At 64.6% G+C, this 20,122-nt stretch carries 16 protein-coding genes; 11 read left to right on the top strand and 5 right to left on the bottom strand.

Translation table 11 applies throughout. The features are described 5' to 3' along the window. The first annotated feature begins 21 nt into the window (after nucleotides 1–21). From X265_RS25925 to X265_RS25915, 3 genes are all read left to right on the top strand, one after another. The gene (locus tag X265_RS25925; RefSeq protein ID WP_128967390.1) at nucleotides 22–1,608 is read left to right on the top strand and encodes a B12-binding domain-containing radical SAM protein; all 1,587 of its coding nucleotides are present in this window, start codon (nucleotides 22–24) and stop codon (nucleotides 1,606–1,608) included. After that, on the top strand, nucleotides 1,605–2,390 hold the full coding sequence (gene eutC / locus X265_RS25920) for an ethanolamine ammonia-lyase subunit EutC (RefSeq protein WP_128967389.1): 786 nt from the start codon (nucleotides 1,605–1,607) through the stop codon (nucleotides 2,388–2,390). The genes X265_RS25925 and eutC overlap by 4 nt, the downstream gene beginning before the upstream one ends. A 220-nt stretch (nucleotides 2,391–2,610) precedes the next feature. Then, nucleotides 2,611–4,977 carry an efflux RND transporter permease subunit gene (locus tag X265_RS25915; RefSeq protein ID WP_128967388.1) on the top strand — a complete coding sequence of 789 codons (2,367 nt, stop codon included), beginning with the start codon at nucleotides 2,611–2,613 and terminating at the stop codon, nucleotides 4,975–4,977. A gap of 101 nt (nucleotides 4,978–5,078) precedes the next feature. On the opposite strand, the gene X265_RS25910 is transcribed toward X265_RS25915, so the two are convergent. Then, nucleotides 5,079–5,576 (bottom strand): hypothetical protein, encoded by a 498-nt coding sequence (locus X265_RS25910; RefSeq protein ID WP_128969409.1) that lies wholly within the window; start codon nucleotides 5,574–5,576, stop codon nucleotides 5,079–5,081. 477 nt (nucleotides 5,577–6,053) lie between these two features. Here X265_RS25910 and X265_RS25900 point away from each other — a divergent pair, with 477 nt between their 5' ends. The 6 genes from X265_RS25900 (at nucleotide 6,054) to X265_RS25875 (ending at nucleotide 12,194) form a co-directional block, all read left to right on the top strand. Beyond that, entirely contained in the window at nucleotides 6,054–6,287 is a 234-nt protein-coding gene (locus tag X265_RS25900) for a hypothetical protein (RefSeq protein ID WP_128967387.1), read from the top strand. A gap of 189 nt (nucleotides 6,288–6,476) precedes the next feature. Next, nucleotides 6,477–7,361 (top strand): squalene synthase HpnC, encoded by an 885-nt coding sequence (gene hpnC / locus X265_RS25895; RefSeq protein ID WP_128967386.1) that lies wholly within the window; start codon nucleotides 6,477–6,479, stop codon nucleotides 7,359–7,361. Beyond that, nucleotides 7,351–8,190 carry a presqualene diphosphate synthase HpnD gene (gene hpnD / locus X265_RS25890; RefSeq protein WP_128967385.1) on the top strand — a complete coding sequence of 280 codons (840 nt, stop codon included), beginning with the start codon at nucleotides 7,351–7,353 and terminating at the stop codon, nucleotides 8,188–8,190. The genes hpnC and hpnD overlap by 11 nt, the downstream gene beginning before the upstream one ends. Further along, the gene (gene hpnE / locus X265_RS25885; protein ID WP_128967384.1) at nucleotides 8,190–9,446 is read left to right on the top strand and encodes a hydroxysqualene dehydroxylase HpnE; all 1,257 of its coding nucleotides are present in this window, start codon (nucleotides 8,190–8,192) and stop codon (nucleotides 9,444–9,446) included. The genes hpnD and hpnE overlap by 1 nt, the downstream gene beginning before the upstream one ends. Nucleotides 9,447–9,495: 49 nt before the next feature. After that, nucleotides 9,496–11,448 (top strand): squalene--hopene cyclase, encoded by a 1,953-nt coding sequence (shc, locus tag X265_RS25880; protein ID WP_128967383.1) that lies wholly within the window; start codon nucleotides 9,496–9,498, stop codon nucleotides 11,446–11,448. Next, nucleotides 11,445–12,194, top strand: a complete 750-nt coding sequence (locus X265_RS25875) for a phosphorylase (protein ID WP_164938796.1) — start codon at nucleotides 11,445–11,447, stop codon at nucleotides 12,192–12,194. Before shc ends, X265_RS25875 begins: the two co-directional genes overlap by 4 nt. 234 nt (nucleotides 12,195–12,428) lie before the next feature. Here the strand turns inward: X265_RS25875 and X265_RS25870 are convergent, their stop codons facing one another. Further along, complete coding sequence (locus X265_RS25870) at nucleotides 12,429–13,274, bottom strand: hypothetical protein (RefSeq protein ID WP_128967381.1); 846 nt, start codon at nucleotides 13,272–13,274, stop codon at nucleotides 12,429–12,431. Nucleotides 13,275–13,465: 191 nt separating this feature from the next. Between X265_RS25870 and X265_RS25865 the strand changes: the two genes are divergently transcribed. Beyond that, a complete protein-coding gene (locus tag X265_RS25865) occupies nucleotides 13,466–13,915 on the top strand; it encodes an ester cyclase (RefSeq protein WP_128967380.1) in 450 nt (149 codons plus the stop codon). A 338-nt stretch (nucleotides 13,916–14,253) separates the two neighbouring features. Here the strand turns inward: X265_RS25865 and hpnH are convergent, their stop codons facing one another. After that, a complete protein-coding gene (gene hpnH, locus X265_RS25860) occupies nucleotides 14,254–15,414 on the bottom strand; it encodes an adenosyl-hopene transferase HpnH (protein ID WP_128967379.1) in 1,161 nt (386 codons plus the stop codon). A gap of 34 nt (nucleotides 15,415–15,448) precedes the next feature. Beyond that, nucleotides 15,449–16,375 carry a 4-hydroxy-3-methylbut-2-enyl diphosphate reductase gene (ispH, locus tag X265_RS25855; RefSeq protein ID WP_128967378.1) on the bottom strand — a complete coding sequence of 309 codons (927 nt, stop codon included), beginning with the start codon at nucleotides 16,373–16,375 and terminating at the stop codon, nucleotides 15,449–15,451. Between the two features lie 463 nt (nucleotides 16,376–16,838). Between ispH and hpnN the strand changes: the two genes are divergently transcribed. After that, nucleotides 16,839–19,427, top strand: coding sequence for a hopanoid transporter HpnN (hpnN, locus tag X265_RS25850; RefSeq protein ID WP_128967377.1), 2,589 nt, complete (start codon nucleotides 16,839–16,841; stop codon nucleotides 19,425–19,427). On the opposite strand, the gene X265_RS25845 is transcribed toward hpnN, so the two are convergent. Next, the gene (locus X265_RS25845; protein ID WP_164938795.1) at nucleotides 19,395–20,012 is read right to left on the bottom strand and encodes a DUF2147 domain-containing protein; all 618 of its coding nucleotides are present in this window, start codon (nucleotides 20,010–20,012) and stop codon (nucleotides 19,395–19,397) included. The two genes, hpnN and X265_RS25845, sit on opposite strands and share 33 nt — an antisense overlap. Nucleotides 20,013–20,122: the final 110 nt, after the last annotated feature.

The raw sequence follows: 20,122 nt of genomic DNA, 5'->3' as shown, positions 1-20,122 counted from the left end.
GAGCGTGGCGGGGGAGCTTGAATGCGAGCTGAAAGCAACGGTACGTCGCGGCGGATTCTCTGCGTTTTTCCGCGTTACACGTCCTCGTTCGGTACCTTCGAGCACGCCTATCCGCTGACCGATGGCGTTCGCGCCTTCATGCCGCCGCAGGGGCTGCTGCTGATCTCCGCCTACCTGCCCAGGGAGTGGCAGGTGAAGTTCGTCGACGAGAATCTCCGCCGCACGACCAAGGAAGAATTCGAATGGGCCGAAGCCGTCTTCGTCAGCGGCATGCACATCCAGCGCCAGCAGATGAACGACATCTGCCGCCGTGCCCATGAATTCGATCTGCCGGTCGCGCTCGGCGGCCCCTCGGTCAGCGCCTGTCCCGACTATTATCCCTCGTTCGACTATCTCCATGTCGGCGAGCTCGGCGATGCCACCAACCAGCTGATCGAGATTCTGTCGCGCGATACCTCGCGGCCCGAAAGCCAGGTGGTGCTCGCCACCAAGGACCGGGTGCCGATGACGGAGTTTCCGATCCCGGCCTATGAGCTCGCCGACGTGAAGCGCTATTTCCTCGGCAGCATTCAGTATTCCAGCGGCTGTCCCTATCAGTGCGAGTTCTGCGACATCCCCGGCCTGTACGGCCGCAATCCGCGCATCAAGACGCCGGAGCAGATCATCGCCGAGCTCGACCGCCTGCGCGAATGCGGCATGACCGACACCGTCTATTTCGTCGACGACAACTTCATCGGCAACCGCAAGGCGGCGCTGGACCTGCTCCCGCATCTGATCAAGTGGCAGAAGAAGACCGGCTATGTGACAAGGCTCGCCTGCGAGGCGACGCTCAACATCGCCAAGCGCCCTGAGATCCTCGAGAAGATGCGCGAGGCCTATTTCATCACCATCTTCTGCGGCATCGAGACGCCGGACCCGGATGCGCTGAGAGCGATGCAGAAGGACCACAACATGATGGTCCCGATCCTGGAGGGCGTGCGCACCATCAACTCCTACGGCATGGAGGTGGTCTCGGGCATCATCATGGGGCTCGACACCGACAAGCCGAACACGGCTGATGCGCTGCTCGCCTTCGTCGAGGAGTCCCGGATTCCGCTGCTCACCATCAACCTGCTGCAGGCCTTGCCGAAGACGCCGCTATGGGATCGTCTCGAGCGCGAGGGGCGTCTGCTCGACGACGACGGCCGCGATTCCAACGTCGACTTCCTGCTGCCCTATGACGAGGTCGTGGCGTCCTGGAAGCACGCCATGAACGTCGCCTACGCGCCCGAGAAAGTATTCGCGCGCTTCCAGCATCAATGCGACCACGTCTATGTGAACCGCCTCAAGATGCCGGTGCCGGACGAGATGAAGAACTGGCCGAACATCCGGCGCGGTCTCGTCATGCTGCGCAACATCTTCTGGAAGGTCGGCGTTCTCGGCGACTACAGGCGCGTATTCTGGAAGTTCGCGCTGGGGCGCATCAAGCGCGGCGATATCGAGGGCCTGATCGGCTGCACCGTCATCGCGCATCATCTCATCACCTTTGCGCGCGCGGCCTCCAGCGGCAAGCAGAACGCGTCGAACTATTCGATCAGGCTGCGCGAAGCGTCCGTCCCCGCCGAATGAACGACAAGCCCGTTCCGGCCCGCCCGACCGTCGACCTCCGATCGTTCACGCCTGCGCGCGTTGCGCTCGGGCGGAGCGGGGCGAGCCTGCCGACCAAGCCGCTGCTCGATTTCACGCTGGCCCATGCCCGCGCGCGCGATGCCGTACATGCCGTCTTCGACGGCCCGCGTCTTATGACCGAGGTGAGGGCGCTCGGCCTTGCCGCCACCGAGGTCACGAGCCGGGCCGCCGATCGCGGCGATTATCTGCGCCGGCCGGATCTCGGACGGCAGCTCGATCCCCCCTCCGCTGCGGCGCTGGCGGAGGTCGCCATTGCGCCATGCCAGCTTGCGATCGTCATCGGCGATGGATTGTCGGCCGCCGCGGTCCATGCCCATTCCGTCGCGCTGCTGCAAAGCTTGCTGCCGCGGCTCGGCGAGGGCGAGGCCGTCGCGACCGGCCGTGTCGTCGTCGCCTCAGGCGCGCGCGTCGCGCTCGCCGACGAGATCGGCGCTATCCTCGGCGCCCGCATGGTCCTGATGCTGATCGGCGAGCGGCCGGGCCTGTCGGCGCCCGACAGCCTCGGGGCCTATCTGACCTTTGCGCCCAGGCCCGGCCTGACCGACGCCGATCGCAACTGTGTCTCGAATATCCACAAGGCCGGGTTGAGCTATGACGAGGCGGCCCTCAAGATCGCCTGGCTCGTGCGCGAGGGGCTGGCGCGGCAGGTCACGGGCGTGGCGCTCAAGGACGAGAGCGCGGACCGCGCGCCGCGTCGAATCGGCGCGACTGAGCCGGATTGACCGGCATTCTGGCGAAATCGCCGCATCTTGATCTGTTGGCAGCCCTCTGGTGCGCTTGCGAGGGGGGCTTTAGACCTGCTAAACCGCTGCCGGCGATTTTCCGCGCATTTTCAAAGGGCAAGCCTCCCATTGGCAAACCTCCCATTGGTATGGCGTTTTCAAGCCGTTCGCGGAGCGCAATAAGCTCACAGCTAGAGCCGATTGAGGAACTGGACAAGGCATGCTCGAAAAGCACAGCGAGAGTGAGGTTCATGTCGACAAGGTCGAGCAGGGGCCTGCGTCCTCGATCGCCTTCGGGCTGGAGCGCCTCGGGCTGATCGCGGTCCGGGCGCCGATCGTCTCCTGCATCGTCCTGCTCGCGCTGATCGTCGCCGCGGTGTTCGGCATCGAGCGGATCAAGATCGACGATTCGCTCTCGCAGCTGTTCCGCTCCAACACCCAGGAATTCCGCCAGTACGAAGAGGTCACGAAAAAGTTCCCGGCCGAGGAGTTCGACGTTCTCGTCGTGGTCGAGGGCAAGACCCTGCTGGCGCGGAACAACCTCGAGAAGCTGCGCGACTTCGTCACCGATCTGCAACTGGTCGAGGGCACCCGCGGCCTCGTTTCGCTGTTCTCGGCGCGTCAGGCGCCGGCGCCGGGCAAGCTGCCGGCGGCGCTGTTTCCGGCCGAGCTGCCCGAGGGGGCGGCCTACGACCAGTTCATCGAGACCGTGAAGAACAACGAGATCATCCGCGGCAAGCTGCTGTCGGAGGACGGCACGCTCGCGCTGGTCGTGCTGTCGCTCGATCCGCAGGTGGTCGCCTCCAGCAAGCTCGGCAAGGTCGTCGGCGACATCCGCGCGCTGATGAAGGACGATCTCGGCGACACCGGGCTCAACGTGCAGCTCTCCGGCGTGCCGGTGATGCAGCTCGAGATCCGCAACGCTGTCGAGCGCGACGGCCTCACCTACAACATCCTCGGCATTCTCGCCGGCTGCATCATCGCCATCATCTTCTTCCGCAAGATATCGTTCATGGTGGTGGCGGCGTTCCCGCCGATGATCGCGATCCTGATCGCGCTCGGCGCGCTCGGCTGGGCCAACTTCAATCTCAACATGTTCCTGAACGTGATGACGCCGCTCATCATGGTGATCTCGTTCTCGGACTCGATGCAGCTCACCTTCGCCGCGCGCGACCGGCTGATCGCCGGCCAGGACAAGTTCACCGCGTTCAAGAACGCGGTGCTGGTGGTGGGCCCGGCCTGCGTGCTGACGCACGGCACCGCCGGCATTTCCTTCATCGCGCTGCAGTTCTCCAATTCCGACCTGATCCGTAAATTCGGCGAGGCCGGTCTCGCCGCGACCATCATCGCGCTGATCACGGTGCTGTCGCTGGTGCCGGTGTTCGGCGTGCTGTTCGTGCGCAACGAGAAGATCTTCGCGGTCAAGTTCCAGAGCGCCGATGCCGGCGTGCAGGCGCTGCGCAATTTCTGCTACTGGATCGCAGTGCGCATGGTCGGCCGGCCCGGCCTGTTCAGCCTGATCGCGCTGCTGTTCGTGGCCAGCCTCGGCGTCATCTACGCCAATCTTCAGCCGCGCTACCGGCTCGCCGACCAGGTGCCGGACAAGCGTCAGGCGGTTGCCGCCAGCAACCGGCTCGATGCCAAGCTGACCGGCGCCAATCCGGTCAACGTGCTGATCCAGTTCCCCAAGGGGGAATCGCTCTATTCGCCTGAGACGTTGCAAACCATCGCTGACGTGCACGCGACCGTCGAGAAAGCGGCCGGCGTCGGCAACGTCTGGTCGCTGGAGACGCTGCGCCGCTGGCTGGCGGAAAAGGCCGGCAGCGCGGACGTCGCGACGCTGAAGGAATATGTGGGCGTGATCCCCGAGCATCTGGTGCGGCGCTTCATCGACGCCGAGCAGGACGCTGTGGTCGTGGCCGGCCGCGTGCCGGACAAGGATTCCAGCCAACTCCTGCCGATCGTCGACAAGCTCGATTCCGAGCTCGACGCTGTCCGCAAGAAGCATCCCGGCTATGAGATCGCCGTCACCGGTCTTGCCGCCATCGCCGCGCGCAACTCGGCCGGCATGATCGAGAAGCTGAACCGCGGCCTCACCGTCGAATTCGCGCTGGTTGCGATCTTCATCGGCCTTGCCTTCCGTTCCTGGGTGGTGATGTTCGCCTGCATCCTGCCGGGCATCTTCCCGGTGGTGATGTCGGGCACGGTGCTGTGGGCGATGGGCGAGGGGCTGCAATTCGCCAGCGTCGTCGCGCTCACCGTCTCGTTCGGCCTCGGCCTTTCCGCGACCATCCACTTCCTCAACCGCCTGCGATTGGAGAGCAAGCCCGGCGTCGGCTCGGCGCTCGCAGTGGAGCGCGCCACCGTGCTGGTCGGCCCGGCGCTGATCCTGACCACGGTGGTGCTGGCCTGCGGCCTCGTCGTCACCGTGTTCTCGGATTTGCCGTCGCTGCGGCTGTTCGGCTGGCTCAGCGCTTTCTCGATGGTGGCGGCGCTGGTCGCCGACCTCTTCATCCTGCGGCCGACGGCAATGTGGCTGATCAATCTGCACGCCAAGCTTCAGGGTCCGGAGAAGCCGGCGATCTGAGCGGTTTGGTGGAGCGCGTCGCGCAGCAAGCAAACACAGCAAAAAGCCCCCGGGGCGCGCGAGCACCGGGGGCTTGGTCCTCTTGGAAGCGTGACGGGCGATCAGCTCTTGGTCATCGTGATGTTGACGCCGCGGATCTCGCCCTTGGACGAGATCTGCACCGTCTGCTTGGCGCCATTGGTGCGCAGAGACAGGTTGGCGGCAAAACCGTTGGCCTCGACGAACACGTCGATCTGGCCCCCGCCGGCGGTGCCCTGGAGGTTGCCGAAGATGTTGCGGTTGGATTCGCTCCAATTGCCGGAGATCCGCTCGCCCTGGCTGGTCACGTCGCTGGTGAGGTCGAACTTGTAGCTGTCGGAGGCGCAGTGCAGCGCCTGCTTGAGGTTGAGGCCGGTGCCGGCGACCTTGTAGTCGGCCTTGCAGCGGATGCGCTCGGTCGAGCCGTCGGACAGCGACACCGTGCCGGTGCCGCTCCAGGCTCCGTTGAAGCCGGCGAACGGTCCGGACGACTGGGCGTGGCTCGCCGCAACTGAGAAGAGCAGCGCCGCGCCAATGCCGGCTGCCTTGATTGCCAGTTCAGATCGTCCAATGAATTTCATCATCAATATCCCGTTTTGGAACGACGCCCCGTTGATCACGGGGCAGTCTCGCCACATCGAAAGTTTAGTGTTGTGAGCCGGTGTCAGGTTCAAGAGGCGCACCCGGGCTCAAGGCCTGACGGCTGATGGCGCTTTGCGCCCGGAGGGCCCGTCACCGACCCGCCCCGATTTCTCTCTGTTTCAAGGTGTTTCTGGCAGAAAAGGCCGGGCGGACAGATGCAGCTCTGCAACAGGTATGCAGTAAAACGCCGGGCGCCAGAATTGTGACGTAGTATCAATCCCTTACATCTGTCAATGAAGGTTGAGGGAAGTCCTGGTTTGGCAGGCGCGGCGCCAATTTGGCCGCATTTGCCAGCGCTTGTGGTCTTCTCCGGTGCCGCTCTCATCCCGCGGTAACTTGCCATCAGAACAATCTGTTCCGTCGGCCCTGTGCTGTCCGGGATCGGTGCGATTCTGCCGTCAGAATGAAGGAATACAATGCGTAAGCTTCTCGTCGCCCTCACCGTGCTGTCGGCCACCCTGTCCACTGCTGCGTTCGCCCAGCAGGGGCGTGGCACGGACGCCGAGCAGAAGGCCTGCACGCGCGATGTGCAGAAGTACTGCCGTCCGGTCATCGACCAGGGCGATTTCACCATCCTGGCCTGCCTCAAGGAGAACCGGGCCAAGATCTCGCAGGCCTGCGACCAGGTCCTGAAGAACCATAACCAGTAAGTTCGGCCATTGGCCCACAAAGGCGGCCGCGGGCCGCCTTTTTCAGGCCGGATCGGGAAGGGCTGCCGTCGCGAGACAGGATTGGTTTTGCGGCCGTATTCCCCTATATGGGGGCCGCGGCGGCGTCGCCGGCATGAGCCCGCGAGCGCAAAAGCCCTTTCTGTCCAAACGATTGTTGATCAGCCCTCGATGACCTCTGCGAGCGAATTGCGATCCGGCAAGGGTGACCGCGACGAGAATTTTCCCGTCGCGTCCTGGATCATTCATCCGCGTCATCGCGCGCTGATCCTGGCCTATTACAATTTCGTCCGCACCGCCGACGACATCGCCGACCATGCGACCCTGCCGGCGGACGAAAAGCTTCGCTATCTGGACCTGCTCGAGGCGGAACTGCTCGGCAAGGGCGACACCCAGACGGAGGCCGTCGCCTTGCGGCGCGCGCTGGCCGAGCGCGGCATGGCGCCGCGCCACGCGCTCGATGTGCTGATCGCGTTCCGCATGGACGTGACCAAGCTGCGCTACGAGAGCTGGGACGAAGTCATCCACTATTGCCGCTATTCGGCGATGCCGGTCGGCCGCTTCATGCTCGACGTCCACGGCGAGAGCACCTCGACCTGGGCGGCGTCGGACGCGCTTTGCGCGGGCCTGCAGATCAACAACCACCTCCAGGATTGCGGCAAGGATTTTCGCGAGCTCAATCGCGTCTATCTGCCGCGCGATGCGCTGGCAGCACACGGCGCCTCGGTCGAGCAGCTCGGCCTCGCGCAATCGGCGCCGGCGATGCTGGCCTGCCTGCAGTCGCTCGCCGCGCGCAACGAGGCGCTGCTCAATCAGGGCAGGTCACTCGCTGCCGAGATCAGGGATGTCCGCCTCGGCGTCGACGTCGCGGTGATCCAGGCCTACGCCGACCGCATCGTGCGCCTCTTGAAGGTGCGCGATCCCTTGCGCGAGCGCGTGCATCTGAACAAGTTCGAACTGCTCACCTTCAGCCTTGCCGGCATCGCCGGTGAACTCGGCCGCCGTGCGCTCGGCCGCAAGTTCATCACAAATCCGGGGACTGCCCATGACGCTTGAGGCGACCGCGCCCGGCGCCGATTATGGCTCGTCCGCATCGAGCAGCTCCTTCTACGCTGCGATGCGGATCCTGCCGCGCGACCAGCGCGAGGCGATGTTCCAGATCTACAGCTTCTGCCGTCAGGTCGACGACATCGCCGATTCCGACGGTCCGCGCGATGCGCGGCTGGCCGCGCTCCAGCAATGGCGCAACGACATCGATGCGCTCTATCAGGGCAATCCGCCGCCGCGGCTGAAGGACTACGTCGCCTCGGTGAAGACCTTCGGATTGAAGCGCGAGGATTTCATCGCCATCGTCGACGGCATGGAGATGGATGTGCCGCAGGACATCCGCGCGCCGGACATGGCGACGCTGGATCTCTATTGCGACCGGGTCGCCAGCGCGGTGGGACGTCTGTCGGTGCGAGTGTTCGGCCTGCCGGAAGAGGACGGCATCCTGCTCGCCTACCATCTCGGCCGCGCGCTCCAGCTCACCAACATCCTGCGCGACATCGACGAGGACGCAGGCCTCGGCCGGCTCTATCTGCCGCGTGAGGCGCTGCTGCATGCCGGAATCACCTCCAACGATCCGAACCGCGTGATCGCCGAGCGGGCGCTGTCGAAAGTGTGCCTGCCGCTGGCGCAGCGCGCGAAGGCGCATTTCGAGAAGTCGGACGAGATCATGAACCGCAACAGGCGCCGCGCGGTGCGCGCGCCGCGGATCATGTCGAAATACTACCATTCCATCCTGGACCTCCTGATCGCGCGCGGCTTCACGGCGCCGCGCGAGCCGGTGCGTGTGTCGAAGATCACACGCATCTTGATCCTGCTCCGCTACGCTTTCATCTGATGCAAAACACGGCTCACATCATCGGCGCTGGAATTTCCGGCCTCTCCGCCGCTGTGCGGCTCGCCAATGCCGGCTACAAGGTCGTCGTGCACGAGGCGACGCACCAGGCCGGCGGCCGCTGCCGCTCCTATTTCGACGGCGCCACCAACCTCACCATCGACAACGGCAATCACCTGCTGCTGTCCGGCAACAGCCACGCGCGGGCCTATGCGCGCGCGATCGGTACCGAGGCGGGGCTCGTCGGACCCGCGAGCGCGCAATTTCCCTTCGTCGACATCAAGACCGGGCAGCGCTGGCAGATCGATCTCGGCACGGGCCGGTGGCCGACCTGGGTGCTCGACGAGAGCCGCCGCGTGCCCGACACCGGCCTCACCGATTATCTCAAGCTCGCGCCGCTGATCTGGGCCTCCGAACAGACGCTGGTCGGCAAGTCGATTCCGACCGAAGGCGTTCTCTATCAGCGCCTGGTGCAGCCGCTGCTGCTCGCCGCGCTCAATGTCGATCCGCCCGAGGGCTCGGCCGGGCTCGCCGGCGCCATCGTGCGCGAGACGCTGCTTGCGGGGGGGCAGGCCTGCCGTCCGTTGATCGCGCGCGACGGGCTCAGCGCCGTGCTGATCGAGCCTGCCGTGAAATTCCTGACCGAGCGCGGCCACACGGTTCAGCTCGGCCACGAGCTGCGCTCTTTTATCAGCGCCGACGGCAAGGTCAGCGCGCTCAATTTCGGCGGTGAGGACGTCGTCCAGCTCGCTGCAGGTGACGTGGTCGTGATGGCGGTGCCGCCGCGCGCGGCGACCAGCCTGCTGCCCGGCCTGACCGCGCCGACCGAATTCCGCGCCATCGTCAACGCGCATTTCCGCTTTGAACCGCCGCCGGGCTCGGCGCCGATCCTCGGCGTGATCGGCGGCGTGGTGGAATGGCTGTTCGCCTTCCCGAACCGGCTCTCCGTCACCATCAGCAACGGCGACCGCCTCGTCGACCTCCAGCGCGAGGAGCTGGCACAGGCGATCTGGAACGATGTCTGCAAGGCCGGCGGCGTCTCCGGCGAACTGCCTCCCTGGCAGATCGTGCGGGAGCGCCGTGCCACATTTGCGGCAACGCCGGCCCAGAATGCCCTGCGTCCGGGGCCGGTCACCGCACTGAAAAACCTGTTTCTCGCCGGCGACTGGACTGCTACGGGATTGCCTGCAACGATCGAGGGATCGGTCCGGTCAGGCGATCGCGCCGCCGATCTGGTTCTCGCCGCAAAGCGGCCCTGACGGCCATGTGCCGGTCATTTTCAATCGACGCCAGGAGCAATCGAGCGACATGGATGCTGTGAACGCGATCAGCCGTGAAGCTTTGGAATCGAGCATTGCGTCGGCCACGCAAGGCGTGCTCGGCTTTCAGCAACCCGACGGCCACTGGGTCTTCGAGCTCGAGGCCGACTGTACCATTCCGGCCGAATACATCCTGCTGCGCCACTATCTGGCCGAGCCCGTCGACACCGCGCTGGAGGCCAAGATCGGCAACTATCTGCGTCGCGTCCAGGGCGCCCATGGCGGCTGGCCCCTGGTGCATGACGGCGAGTTCGACATGAGCGCCAGCGTGAAGGCGTATTTCGCGCTGAAGATGATCGGCGATTCCGTGGACGCGCCGCACATGGTGCGTGCGCGCGAGGCGATCCACGCGCGCGGCGGTGCGATCAACAGCAACGTCTTCACCCGTTTCCTGCTGGCGACCTTCGGCGTCATGACCTGGCGCGCGGTGCCGGTGCTGCCGATCGAGATCGTGCTGCTGCCGTTCTGGTCGCCGTTCCACCTCAACAAGATCTCCTACTGGGCGCGCACCACCATGGTGCCGTTGATGGTGATCGCCGCGCTGAAGCCGCTGGCGAAGAATCCCAAGCGCGTCGGCATCGACGAATTGTTCCTGCAGGATCCGCGCTCGATCGGCATGACCGCGAAGGCGCCGCATCAGAGCATGGCCTGGTTCGTGCTGTTCCGCGCGCTCGACGGCATTTTGCGCGTGGTCGAGCCGATGTTCCCGAAGAGCCTGCGCCAGCGCGCGATCGACGCCGCGCTCGCCTTCATCGAGGAGCGGCTCAACGGCGAGGACGGCATGGGTGCGATCTATCCGCCGATGGCCAACATCGTCATGATGTATGACGCGCTCGGCAAGGACGCGAATTATCCGCCGCGCGCGACCACGCGCCGGGGCATCGACAAGCTGCTCGTGATCAATGGCGAGGAGGCCTATTGCCAGCCCTGCGTCTCGCCGGTGTGGGACACGACGCTGACGGCGCACGCGCTGCTGGAAGCCGGGGGCGACAAGGCGGTGCCCGCGGCGAAGCAGGGCCTCGACTGGCTGATCCCCAAGCAGGAGCTCGAAGTGAAGGGCGACTGGGCGGTGAAGCGGCCGGATGTGCGTCCGGGCGGCTGGGCCTTCCAGTACAACAATGCGTATTACCCCGACCTCGACGACACCGCCGTGGTGGTGATGTCGATGGACCGCATGCGCCGCGAGCACGGCGTCGCCGGCTATGATGCCGCGATCGATCGCGGCCGGGAGTGGATCGAGGGCATGCAGAGCGACGACGGCGGCTGGGCGGCCTTCGACGTCAACAACCTCGAATACTACCTGAACAACATCCCGTTCTCGGACCATGGCGCGCTGCTCGATCCGCCGACCGAGGACGTCACCGCGCGCTGCATCTCGATGCTGGCGCAGCTCGGCCAGACCGAGGCGACCAGCAAGCAGGTCGCCGCCGGCGTCGCCTTCTTGCGCAAGACCCAGCACCCGGAGGGGTCCTGGTACGGCCGGTGGGGCATGAACTTCATCTATGGAACCTGGTCGGTGCTCTGCGCCCTCAACATGGCCGGCGTCGACCAGAAGGATCCGATGATTCGGAAGGCCGCGGCCTGGCTCACCTCGATCCAGAACGAGGACGGCGGCTGGGGCGAGGACGCCGTCAGCTACCGGCTGGATCACAAGGGATGGGAAGCCGCCCCCTCGACCGCCTCGCAAACGGCATGGGCCTTGCTTGCCCTGATGGCTGCGGGCGAGGTTGATCACCCGGCCGTCGCCCGCGGGGTGGAGTACCTGATTGCAACACAAGGCGAAAAAGGACTGTGGGACGAGCAGCGGTACACCGCCACGGGCTTCCCCCGCGTGTTCTATCTGCGATATCATGGTTACCCGAAGTTCTTTCCGCTGTGGGCGCTGGCGCGATATCGGAACTTGCGGAACACCAACAGCAGGGTGGTAGGGGTCGGAATGTGACTTTGGGGACGGGGGACTATCTTACCGCGGGCAATGCCATTGATCCGCGGCCGATCTTGATCGTGACTGGATTGGTTCAGGAGGCCCGCATCGCGGCCGGGCCGGGCATGGCCGTGATCTGCTCATCCAGCAGCCCGACCCAGTTGCGGGCGCTGCTGACCGTGGTCGACCCTGATACGATTCGCGGCGTGATCTCGTTCGGCGTGGCCGGGGGGCTCGACCCGAGCTTGCGGTCCGGCGACGTCGTCGTGGCGACCGAGGTGCTCTCGGGCGACGCCCGCTGGGCCGCCGGCCTGTCGCTCAGCGACGATCTCATCGACAAGCTGACCTCCGGCCGCCGCCGCGTCGTGCGCGGCAGCCTCGCCGGCGCCGAGGAAGTGGTCACCGGCTCCTCGTGCAAGGCGGCGCTGCATTCCGAGACCGGCGCCTCCGCCGTCGACATGGAAAGCCACATCGCCGCCGCCTATGCCGCCGAGGCCGGCCTGCCCTTCGCGGCCGTGCGCGTCATCAGCGACCCCGCCCACCGCGCACTGCCGGCGCTCGCCCGCGCCGCCATCAAGCCGAACGGCCAGATCGACCTCGCCGCCGTCCTGCGCGGCATCGTCCGCAATCCGGCGACGCTGCATGCGCTGGTCTCGACCGGCATCGACTTCAACCGCGCGCTGCGCTCCTTGCGCGGCTGCCGCGACTTCCTGATCGGGACGGAGCTGGTGGACAGCGAAGCGCTGGTGGCCGAGACGATCTGAGCGGGATTGGCGAACTACTGAAAAGCAAGGCCCGGTCGCATCGGCGATTGGGCCTTTTCTTTTTGGGTCCGTGGCCCCTCAGCAATTGCGGTGAGAGCCGTACTCTTCTGTCGCAGCGCTGTTCGCGCTGAGCTCCGCGACCATGCTCGCCCGCATCGGACGGGTTGGGCTCTTGCAAGGCCCATCGTGCTTCGTGCCTCGTAAAGTTGATGGGTCTCGCTTGGCTCCGCCATCCTACGCGCTAGGTTTGCTTCTTCGAAGCAGCGCCTCGAGACTGTAGATGCCGGCGGCGAGATAGACCGTATCGGCGGCGCCACGGATGACGAGGTCGGCGACCGAGACCGCCGAGATCAGCGCATAAAAGAGCTGGACCATGAGCCAGAATATCCCGAGCGTCGCGGCGACGCGCAGAGCCTTTTGCAGCGGTGTCGCCGCGGGGAAGGCAGAGCCTGCCAGCCAATGGAAGGCGCCCACGCTGAGCCCGCAGGCCACGGTCCAGATCAAGGTGCCGGCCGGCCGCGCGATGTAGCCGGAGGCGATGTGCAGGACGGGATAGGAGACGACGTAGCGTCCTCCGACATAGAAGAGCGCGACCCACAGCATCGACCACCAGGGTGCAATCTCGACAGCCGGTCCTTGTCGCAGGCCATCCATCGGACGGACGAAGCGGTCGAGCAACAAGCCGAGCAGGAGATAGGGAAGCGCGTCGGCAACCCCGGTGATGATCTCCGCCCTGAGTGGGGTCGGGAAAACGAATGCGGATTCCAGGACGCCGAAGAACATGATGAGTGCAATCGGCATGAAGAAGCACTGGCCGGCCGGAAGAGGCAATTTGCCGAGCGAGGGGCGCACGCGAAGGAAGATTGCCGCGAGGAATCCGAACATCAGAAGGAAACCGGCGACGGCCGCGAGCGGAAAGGTGCCGTTTCTGACGAAGACACTCTGCGGCAGGCCGTTGTCGAAATAGTCGAAGTCGAACGTCCAGGAAAACAAGCGATGCAGGGCCACATCGACCATGACGCAGACGAGGACGATCAGCGCGGCCGACGCGTAGGGTGTTCGCGTGTGCTGTGTGTGCATGGCGGACTCCGAACGAGCTGAGGCGCAGATGAATCTAGCGAGGCGGAGCGAGCGGTTCTTGAGCAATCGCAAACGGGAAGGGGCTGATCGGTCGCGGCGCGATTTGCGGCTTGTCGGAAATCGGGTCGTCGGCGCGGGCCTTGCGCGCCTATGGTCGGTACACGGTTACAGCAGAACAAGGAGCGACACTCATGTCGAAGGAAGAGGACAACAAGGCCATCGTCGGCCGCTGGTTCGAAGGCTTTTGGGGCAATCCCTTCAACCCCGATATCGTCGAGGAGCTCGCCGCGCCCGACATGCTGCTGCAATATTCGCTGCACGAGCCGCGGCGCGGGCGCGACGAGGTGATGAAGTTCATCACCGGCTTCCGGCGGGCCTTCCCGGATCTCAAGTTCTGGGGCACGGCGGATCTCATCGCGGAGGGCGATCAGGTGGTGGGCCGCTGGGAAGGCGGCGGAACGCACACCGGCCCCGCCTTCGGTGATTTCCTGATCGGATCGCTTCCGGCCAACTCCGGGCGCAAGATGCACTTTACCGGAACGACAGTTCTCCGCGTCAGGGAGGGCCGGATTGTCGAGGAGATCGGGCTGGATGACGGCGCGACGGCGCTGCAGCAGCTCGGCATCCTCAGGGCGGCGTGAGGATCATCGTCCGCGAGGGGACGATGGACCTCGGATGAAGATAACCCTGGCCTTGCAGAAGGTGCGTCTCACGAAACACCGTGCGGGCGCAATTTACGAAAAGGCCAGCTTGGCATAGTGCCACTGTGTTGCCCGACGGGTCAACCGAATTTCGTAAAAAACGAAGCTCGCCGATCTGGATCCCGGCAGCGAGCAACCGCGCGTCTACTGTGCATGGGGTTGTTTTCTATCTTTTCCAATGGAGGTCCCGTGCACAGAGGGCCGCTCGCGCCGAGCAAAACAAAAGGCCCGATCGCCATCGGCGACCGGGCCTCGTTCGTTCGTACCGGCTTGCGCGCTTAGGCGGCCGTGGAAGCCTTTCGTGCCGCCTTCGCCGCGGCGGCTTCGGCTTCGTCCTTGCGGATCTCCGAGAGCTTCTTCTGGACCTGCTCGGAGAAGATGTACTGCGCCGGGCGCTGCTTCGACATGTCGATCTCCGGCGCCATCGGACCTGAGGTCTTGATGCCGCGCAGTGACACCCACATTGCCTTGAGCGGGTTGTTGAGGGCCGCGGTCGCCGCCGTCGGCTCGTAGCCGCAATGGGCCATGCAGTCGGCGCACTTCTCGTAGCGGCCGGTGCCGTAGCTGTCCCAGTCGGTCGTTTCCATCAGCTCCTTGAAGGTTTTGGCGTAGCCTTCACCGAGCAGGTAGCAGGGCTTCTGCCAGCCGAAGATGTTGCGCGCGGGCATGCCCCACGGCGTGCACTCGTATTCCTGGTTGCCGGCGAGGAAGTCGAGGAACAGGCCGGAGTGCATGAAATTCCACTTCTTGCCCTTGCCCAGCGCAAAGACGTCGCGGAACAGCTTCTTGGTCTTGGTGCGGTTGAGGAAGTGCTCCTGGTCCGGCGCGCGCTCATAGGCATAGCCGGGCGACATCGAGACGCCGACGCCGAGCTCGACGGTGAGGTCGAGGAATTTCGCGATCTCCTCGGCCGGATGGCCGTCGAAGATGGTGGCGTTGACGTTGACGGTGAAGCCGCGCGCCTTCGCCGCCTTGATCGCGGACACGGCACGGTCGAACACACCCTGCTGCGACACGGCCTTGTCGTGGTGGTCACGCAGGCCGTCGAGATGCACGGAGAAGAACAGGTAAGGCGAGGGCTCGAACAAATCGAGCTTCTTCTCGAGCAGCAGGGCGTTGGTGCAGAGCGAGACGAACTTCTTGCGCGCGACGAGGCCGCGCACGATCTCGCCGATCTCCTTGTGGATCAGCGGCTCGCCGCCGGGAATCGCCACCATCGGCGCGCCGCACTCGTCGGCCGCGTCCCAGCACTCCTGCGCGGTCATGCGGCGGTTGAGGATCGCGTCCGGATAGTCGATCTTGCCGCAGCCGACGCAGGCGAGGTTGCAGCGGAACAGCGGCTCCAGCATCAGCACGAGCGGATAGCGTTTGCGGCCAAGCAGTTTCTGCTTGAGCAAATAGCCGCCGATACGCATTTCCTTGAAGAAGGGGATTGCCATTACAGGTTTCTTTCTGGGCTTGAAATTCGGTAGGTCAGCTCGCAGCCAACTGGGCCGGAAGCCTGAATTCGATGTTTTCCTCGTGGCCGGGAAGCACCGAGACCGTCACCGGTCCGATCCGCCGCAGCGCTTCGATCACGTCATCCACCAGCACCTCGGGCGCCGAGGCGCCGGCCGTGAGGCCGACGGTCCTGGCACCCTTCAACCACTCGGGATTGAGCTCGCTGCCATCGGCGATCAGATAACTCGCGACGCCGGCCTCAGTGCCGATTTCGCGGAGCCGGTTCGAGTTCGAGCTATTGGCAGCGCCCACCACCAAGATCACGTCGACCAGCTTGCTCAAGTCCCTTACCGCAGATTGGCGGTTCTGTGTCGCATAGCAGATATCCCGGATGTCAGGGCCTTGAATATCTGTAAATTTGGCTTGAAGAGCCCCGATGATGTCCCGGGTGTCGTCGACCGACAGGGTGGTCTGGGTGATGTAGGCCATTGGCGTATCTGCCGGGAGCGCCAGGGCCTTGGCCTCCTCGACGCTCTGAACCAGCAGGACGGGCCCTGGGACCTGGCCCACCGTGCCCTCGACCTCGGGGTGGCCGGCATGACCGATCAGGACCAGGGTACGGCCCTTGGCGATATAGCGCTTCCCCTGATTGTGAACTTTCGTGACCAGCGGGCAGGTGGCATTCAGCACCGGCAGGTCGCGCGCGGCGGCCTCTTCCTCGACGCTGCGGGCGACGCCATGGGCGCTGAAAACGGTCACGGCCTTCGGCGGAACCTCCGACAGCTCCTCGACGAAGATCGCGCCCTTGGCCTTCAGGCTTTCGACGACGTATTTGTTGTGCACGATCTCATGGCGCACGTAGACCGGCGGGCCGTATTTCTCCAGCGCCCGCTCCACGATGTCGATCGCGCGCACCACTCCCGCGCAAAAGCCGCGCGGCTGGGCCAGATAAACTTCCATGGGACGCCCATCACGCAAGTTGCACCAATCCGCTCAATTGTCCCCGTGGCACCCAGATAGGGGCGCATGTTGTACGGGCCGATGCTGCAATAACCGCACCATAGGTTCGCGGCTGCGGTAACTGCCCACCCCATCTGGGTTCCGGCAGCACTTTGTGTCAAAAAATCGGCAATCAGGAAAGGTAGGAATGAGCCGCGGGCTCCGGCGACGGGCGATTCTTGGTATTATAATGCAGCCTTTCAGGCCGGCAAGGCGACGATATTTGTCGCAGACTCCTCCGTCACTTTAACGCCTCAAGTCGCCGGCTATACCGGCCGTCCCGCATGATTTTGCCATCGTTTTTCGCCGTTTACCTCGAACCTTGTTCCGGTGAGAACGACCCAAAACGGCAATAGGTTTCGCCCGGGAACTCCGCTAAACAGCGGGCGTTTCCGGCAAGCTGTTAACACTAGAAAGAAAAGATGTGCTGCAGAGCGTAGTCGTTGCCATCGTCAGGGCCTGTACCCGGTTTGCCTCCCTCGTCGTCGTTCTCGGGCTCCTGCTGGCGGTGGGGGCGGCCTATTACACGTCCCGGCACTTTGCCATCAACACCGACATCAACTCCCTGATTGCTCAGAATTTGGACTGGCGGCAGCGCGACCAGCAATTCGACCGCGCCTTCGACCGCGACGCGACGATTCTCGCAGTCGTCGAGGCCAAGACGCCGGAGATGGCAACCGCCGCGGCCGATGCGCTCTTTGCCAAGCTGAAGGACAACAAGACCGAATTCCAGTCGATGCAGCAGCTAGGCACCGGCGAGTTCTTCGAGAAGAACGGCCTGCTGTTCCTGCCGACCGAGGAGGTCGCCAAGATCACCGGCCAGTTCGAATCCGCAGCTCCCCTGATCGAGATCATGGCCGGCGATCCGTCGATCCGCGGCCTGACCGGCGCGCTGGAGACCGGACTTGCCGGCGTCAAGCGTGGCCAGGTCAAGCTCGACAACACCGCGCGGCCGTTCAACCAGATCGCGCAGACGGTCGAGACCGTGCTCAACAAGGGCAATGCCAGCTTCTCCTGGCGCGAGCTCGTCAGCGACGAGCCGCTGAAGGATTCCGACAAGCGCGCCTTCATCGAGTTCAAGCCAATTCTCGACTACAACGCGTTGGAGCCCGGCAAGGGCGCCACCGACGCGATCCGTAAAGCTGCAGCCGATCTCGACTTTGCGACCAAATATCAGGCGCGGGTCCGGCTGACGGGCCCGGTCCCGATTGCCAACGAGGAATATGCGACGGTCCAGGAAGGCGCCGTCGTCAACGGCATCGGTACGGTGCTGGTCGTGCTGTTCATCCTGTGGCTGGCCCTGCATTCGGCGAAGATCATCTTCGCCGTGTTCGTCAATCTGTTCGTCGGCCTCGCGATCACCACCGCCGCCGGCTTGATGATGGTCGGCTCGCTCAATCTGCTGTCGATCGCGTTTGCGGTGCTGTTCGTCGGCCTCGGCGTCGATTTCGGCATCCAATACAGCGTCCGCTACCGCTCGGAGCGTTACAAGGTCGATGATCTCCGCAAGGCGCTGGTGCTTGCCGCCAGACGCTCGGCCATCCCGCTGTCGCTCGCGGCGATGGCCACCGCGGCCGGCTTCCTCTGTTTCATCCCGACCGACTACAAAGGCATCGCCGAGCTCGGCCAAATCGCCGGCGTCGGCATGCTGGTGGCGTTCATCTCCTCGATCACCGTCCTGCCGGCGCTCCTGAAGCTGCTGAACCCGCCCGGCGAGAAGGAGCCGGTGGGCTACGCCTTCCTCGCGCCACTCGATCATTTCCTCGAGAAGCACCGCGTGCTGGTCGTCGGCGGCACGCTGTTCCTGGCGGTCGCCGGCCTGCCGCTGCTCTATTTCATGAAGTTCGACTTCAACCCGATGAACCTGCGCAACCCGAACGCGGAGTCGATCGCGACCTTCCTCGACCTGCGCAAGGATCCCAACACCGGCGCCAACGCCATCAACGTGATGACCACGTCGGAAGAGCAGGCCAAGCAGGTCGAGGCGAAGCTCGAGAAGGTGCCGGAGGTGCTGCGGGTGATGTCGCTCGACAGTTTCGTCCCGGAGGACCAGCAGCCGAAGCTGAAGCTGATCGCAGAGGGCGCCAAGATCCTGAACCCCGCACTCAACCCGGACCAGATCGATGCGCCGCCGTCGGATCAGGAGAACGTCGAGTCGCTGAAATCCTCGGTCGACAATCTCCGCCGCACCGCAGCTGACGCCGCCGGCCCGGGCGCGATCGCCTCGCGCCGCCTCGCGGATGCGCTGGAAAAGCTGGCCAACGCGGATGAGGCGACTCGCAACAAGGCGCAGGACGTGTTCGTGACGCCGATGAAGATCGTGTTCAGCCAGCTCAGAAACGCGATGCAGGCCGAACCGGTCACGCTCAAGTCATTGCCGCCCGATCTCGTCAACGCCTGGAAGAGCAAGGACGGCATCATCCGCGTCGAGGCCCAGCCCAAGGGCGATCCGAACGACAACGATACGCTGCGCAAGTTCGCGGCAGCCGTGCTCGCGGCCGAACCGACCGCCATCGGCGGCCCGGTCTCGATCCTGAAATCCGGCGACACCGTCGTGAGGGCGTTCATCCATGCCGGCATTTATGCGCTGCTGGTGATCGGTTTGCTGCTTTGGATCACGCTGCGCCGCCTCGTCGACGTTGCAATGACGCTGGTGCCGTTGCTGGTGGCGGGCGCAGTGACGCTCGAGATTTGCGTCCTGATCGGCTTGCCGCTCAACTTTGCCAATATCGTCGCGTTCCCGCTGCTGCTCGGCGTCGGTGTCGCGTTCAAGATCTATTATGTCGTGGCGTGGCGCTCCGGCAGGACAAACCTGCTTCAAACCAGCCTGACGCGCGCGATCTTCTTCAGCGCGCTGACCACGGCAACCGCATTCGGCAGCCTATGGCTGTCGAGCCATCCTGGTACGTCCAGCATGGGCAAGCTGCTCGCACTCTCGTTGGTGACGACGCTTGCCGCAGTGCTGCTGTTTCAGCCGGCCCTAATGGGCAAACCCCGCAATCTCAGGGAGTAGGCAGATGTCGCCGACGGGATCGGGAACGCCCTTCTGACCGGGCTTGGCCGCGGCGGCGCTCTTCGGAGCCGCTGCTGCGGCACCGGGGGCCGGCGAAGCCTTGGGCGCCGCTCCGGTGGTTTTGGGCCCACCCTTGGCCATGGCATTGGCGGTGCTCGCGGGAATCGGCGGACCAACGCGAGTCCAGGTCTCTCCGCCGCACAGGAAGCCCAGCACGCAGCCCTTGATCTCAAGCTGGTCGGTGCCGACAGGCGTGATGGTCGCACTATACATCTGACCATCCTTGGCGTTGTAGACCTGACCCTCCCACTGCTCGGCGCCGGGGGTCTTCTTCATGTTGATCAGGGTCGCCATGCCCAATGTCGGCCTGTTCTTTTTTGAGACATCCGGGTTGTTCTCGTCGCGGCCACCGGGCTGCTTTTCCCAGGAAACCGCGCCCCAGATGCTTCCATTGCACTGGGCGACGCGGATATTGGCGACGCCATCGGCGACCCGCCAGTCGCCGGTTGGATCGGCGGCGAGCGCCGGTGTCAGGCCGGCGTAACCGCCAGCCAGTATTATTGCGGTGTAAATGGCCAAACGCATCTGTGTTCCTCGGCAGTGCAACATGGTCTAAAGCTGTGCTTGCGAAGATGGTCCGAAAAAGGGCAAAAGGCCGCACAGACCCTTTTCTGCTTGCTGACCGTTTTCAGTTG

It is taken from the genome of Bradyrhizobium guangdongense (assembly GCF_004114975.1).
GTDB lineage: Bacteria > Pseudomonadota > Alphaproteobacteria > Rhizobiales > Xanthobacteraceae > Bradyrhizobium > Bradyrhizobium guangdongense.
This window is presented reverse-complemented; position numbering and strand designations above follow the sequence as displayed.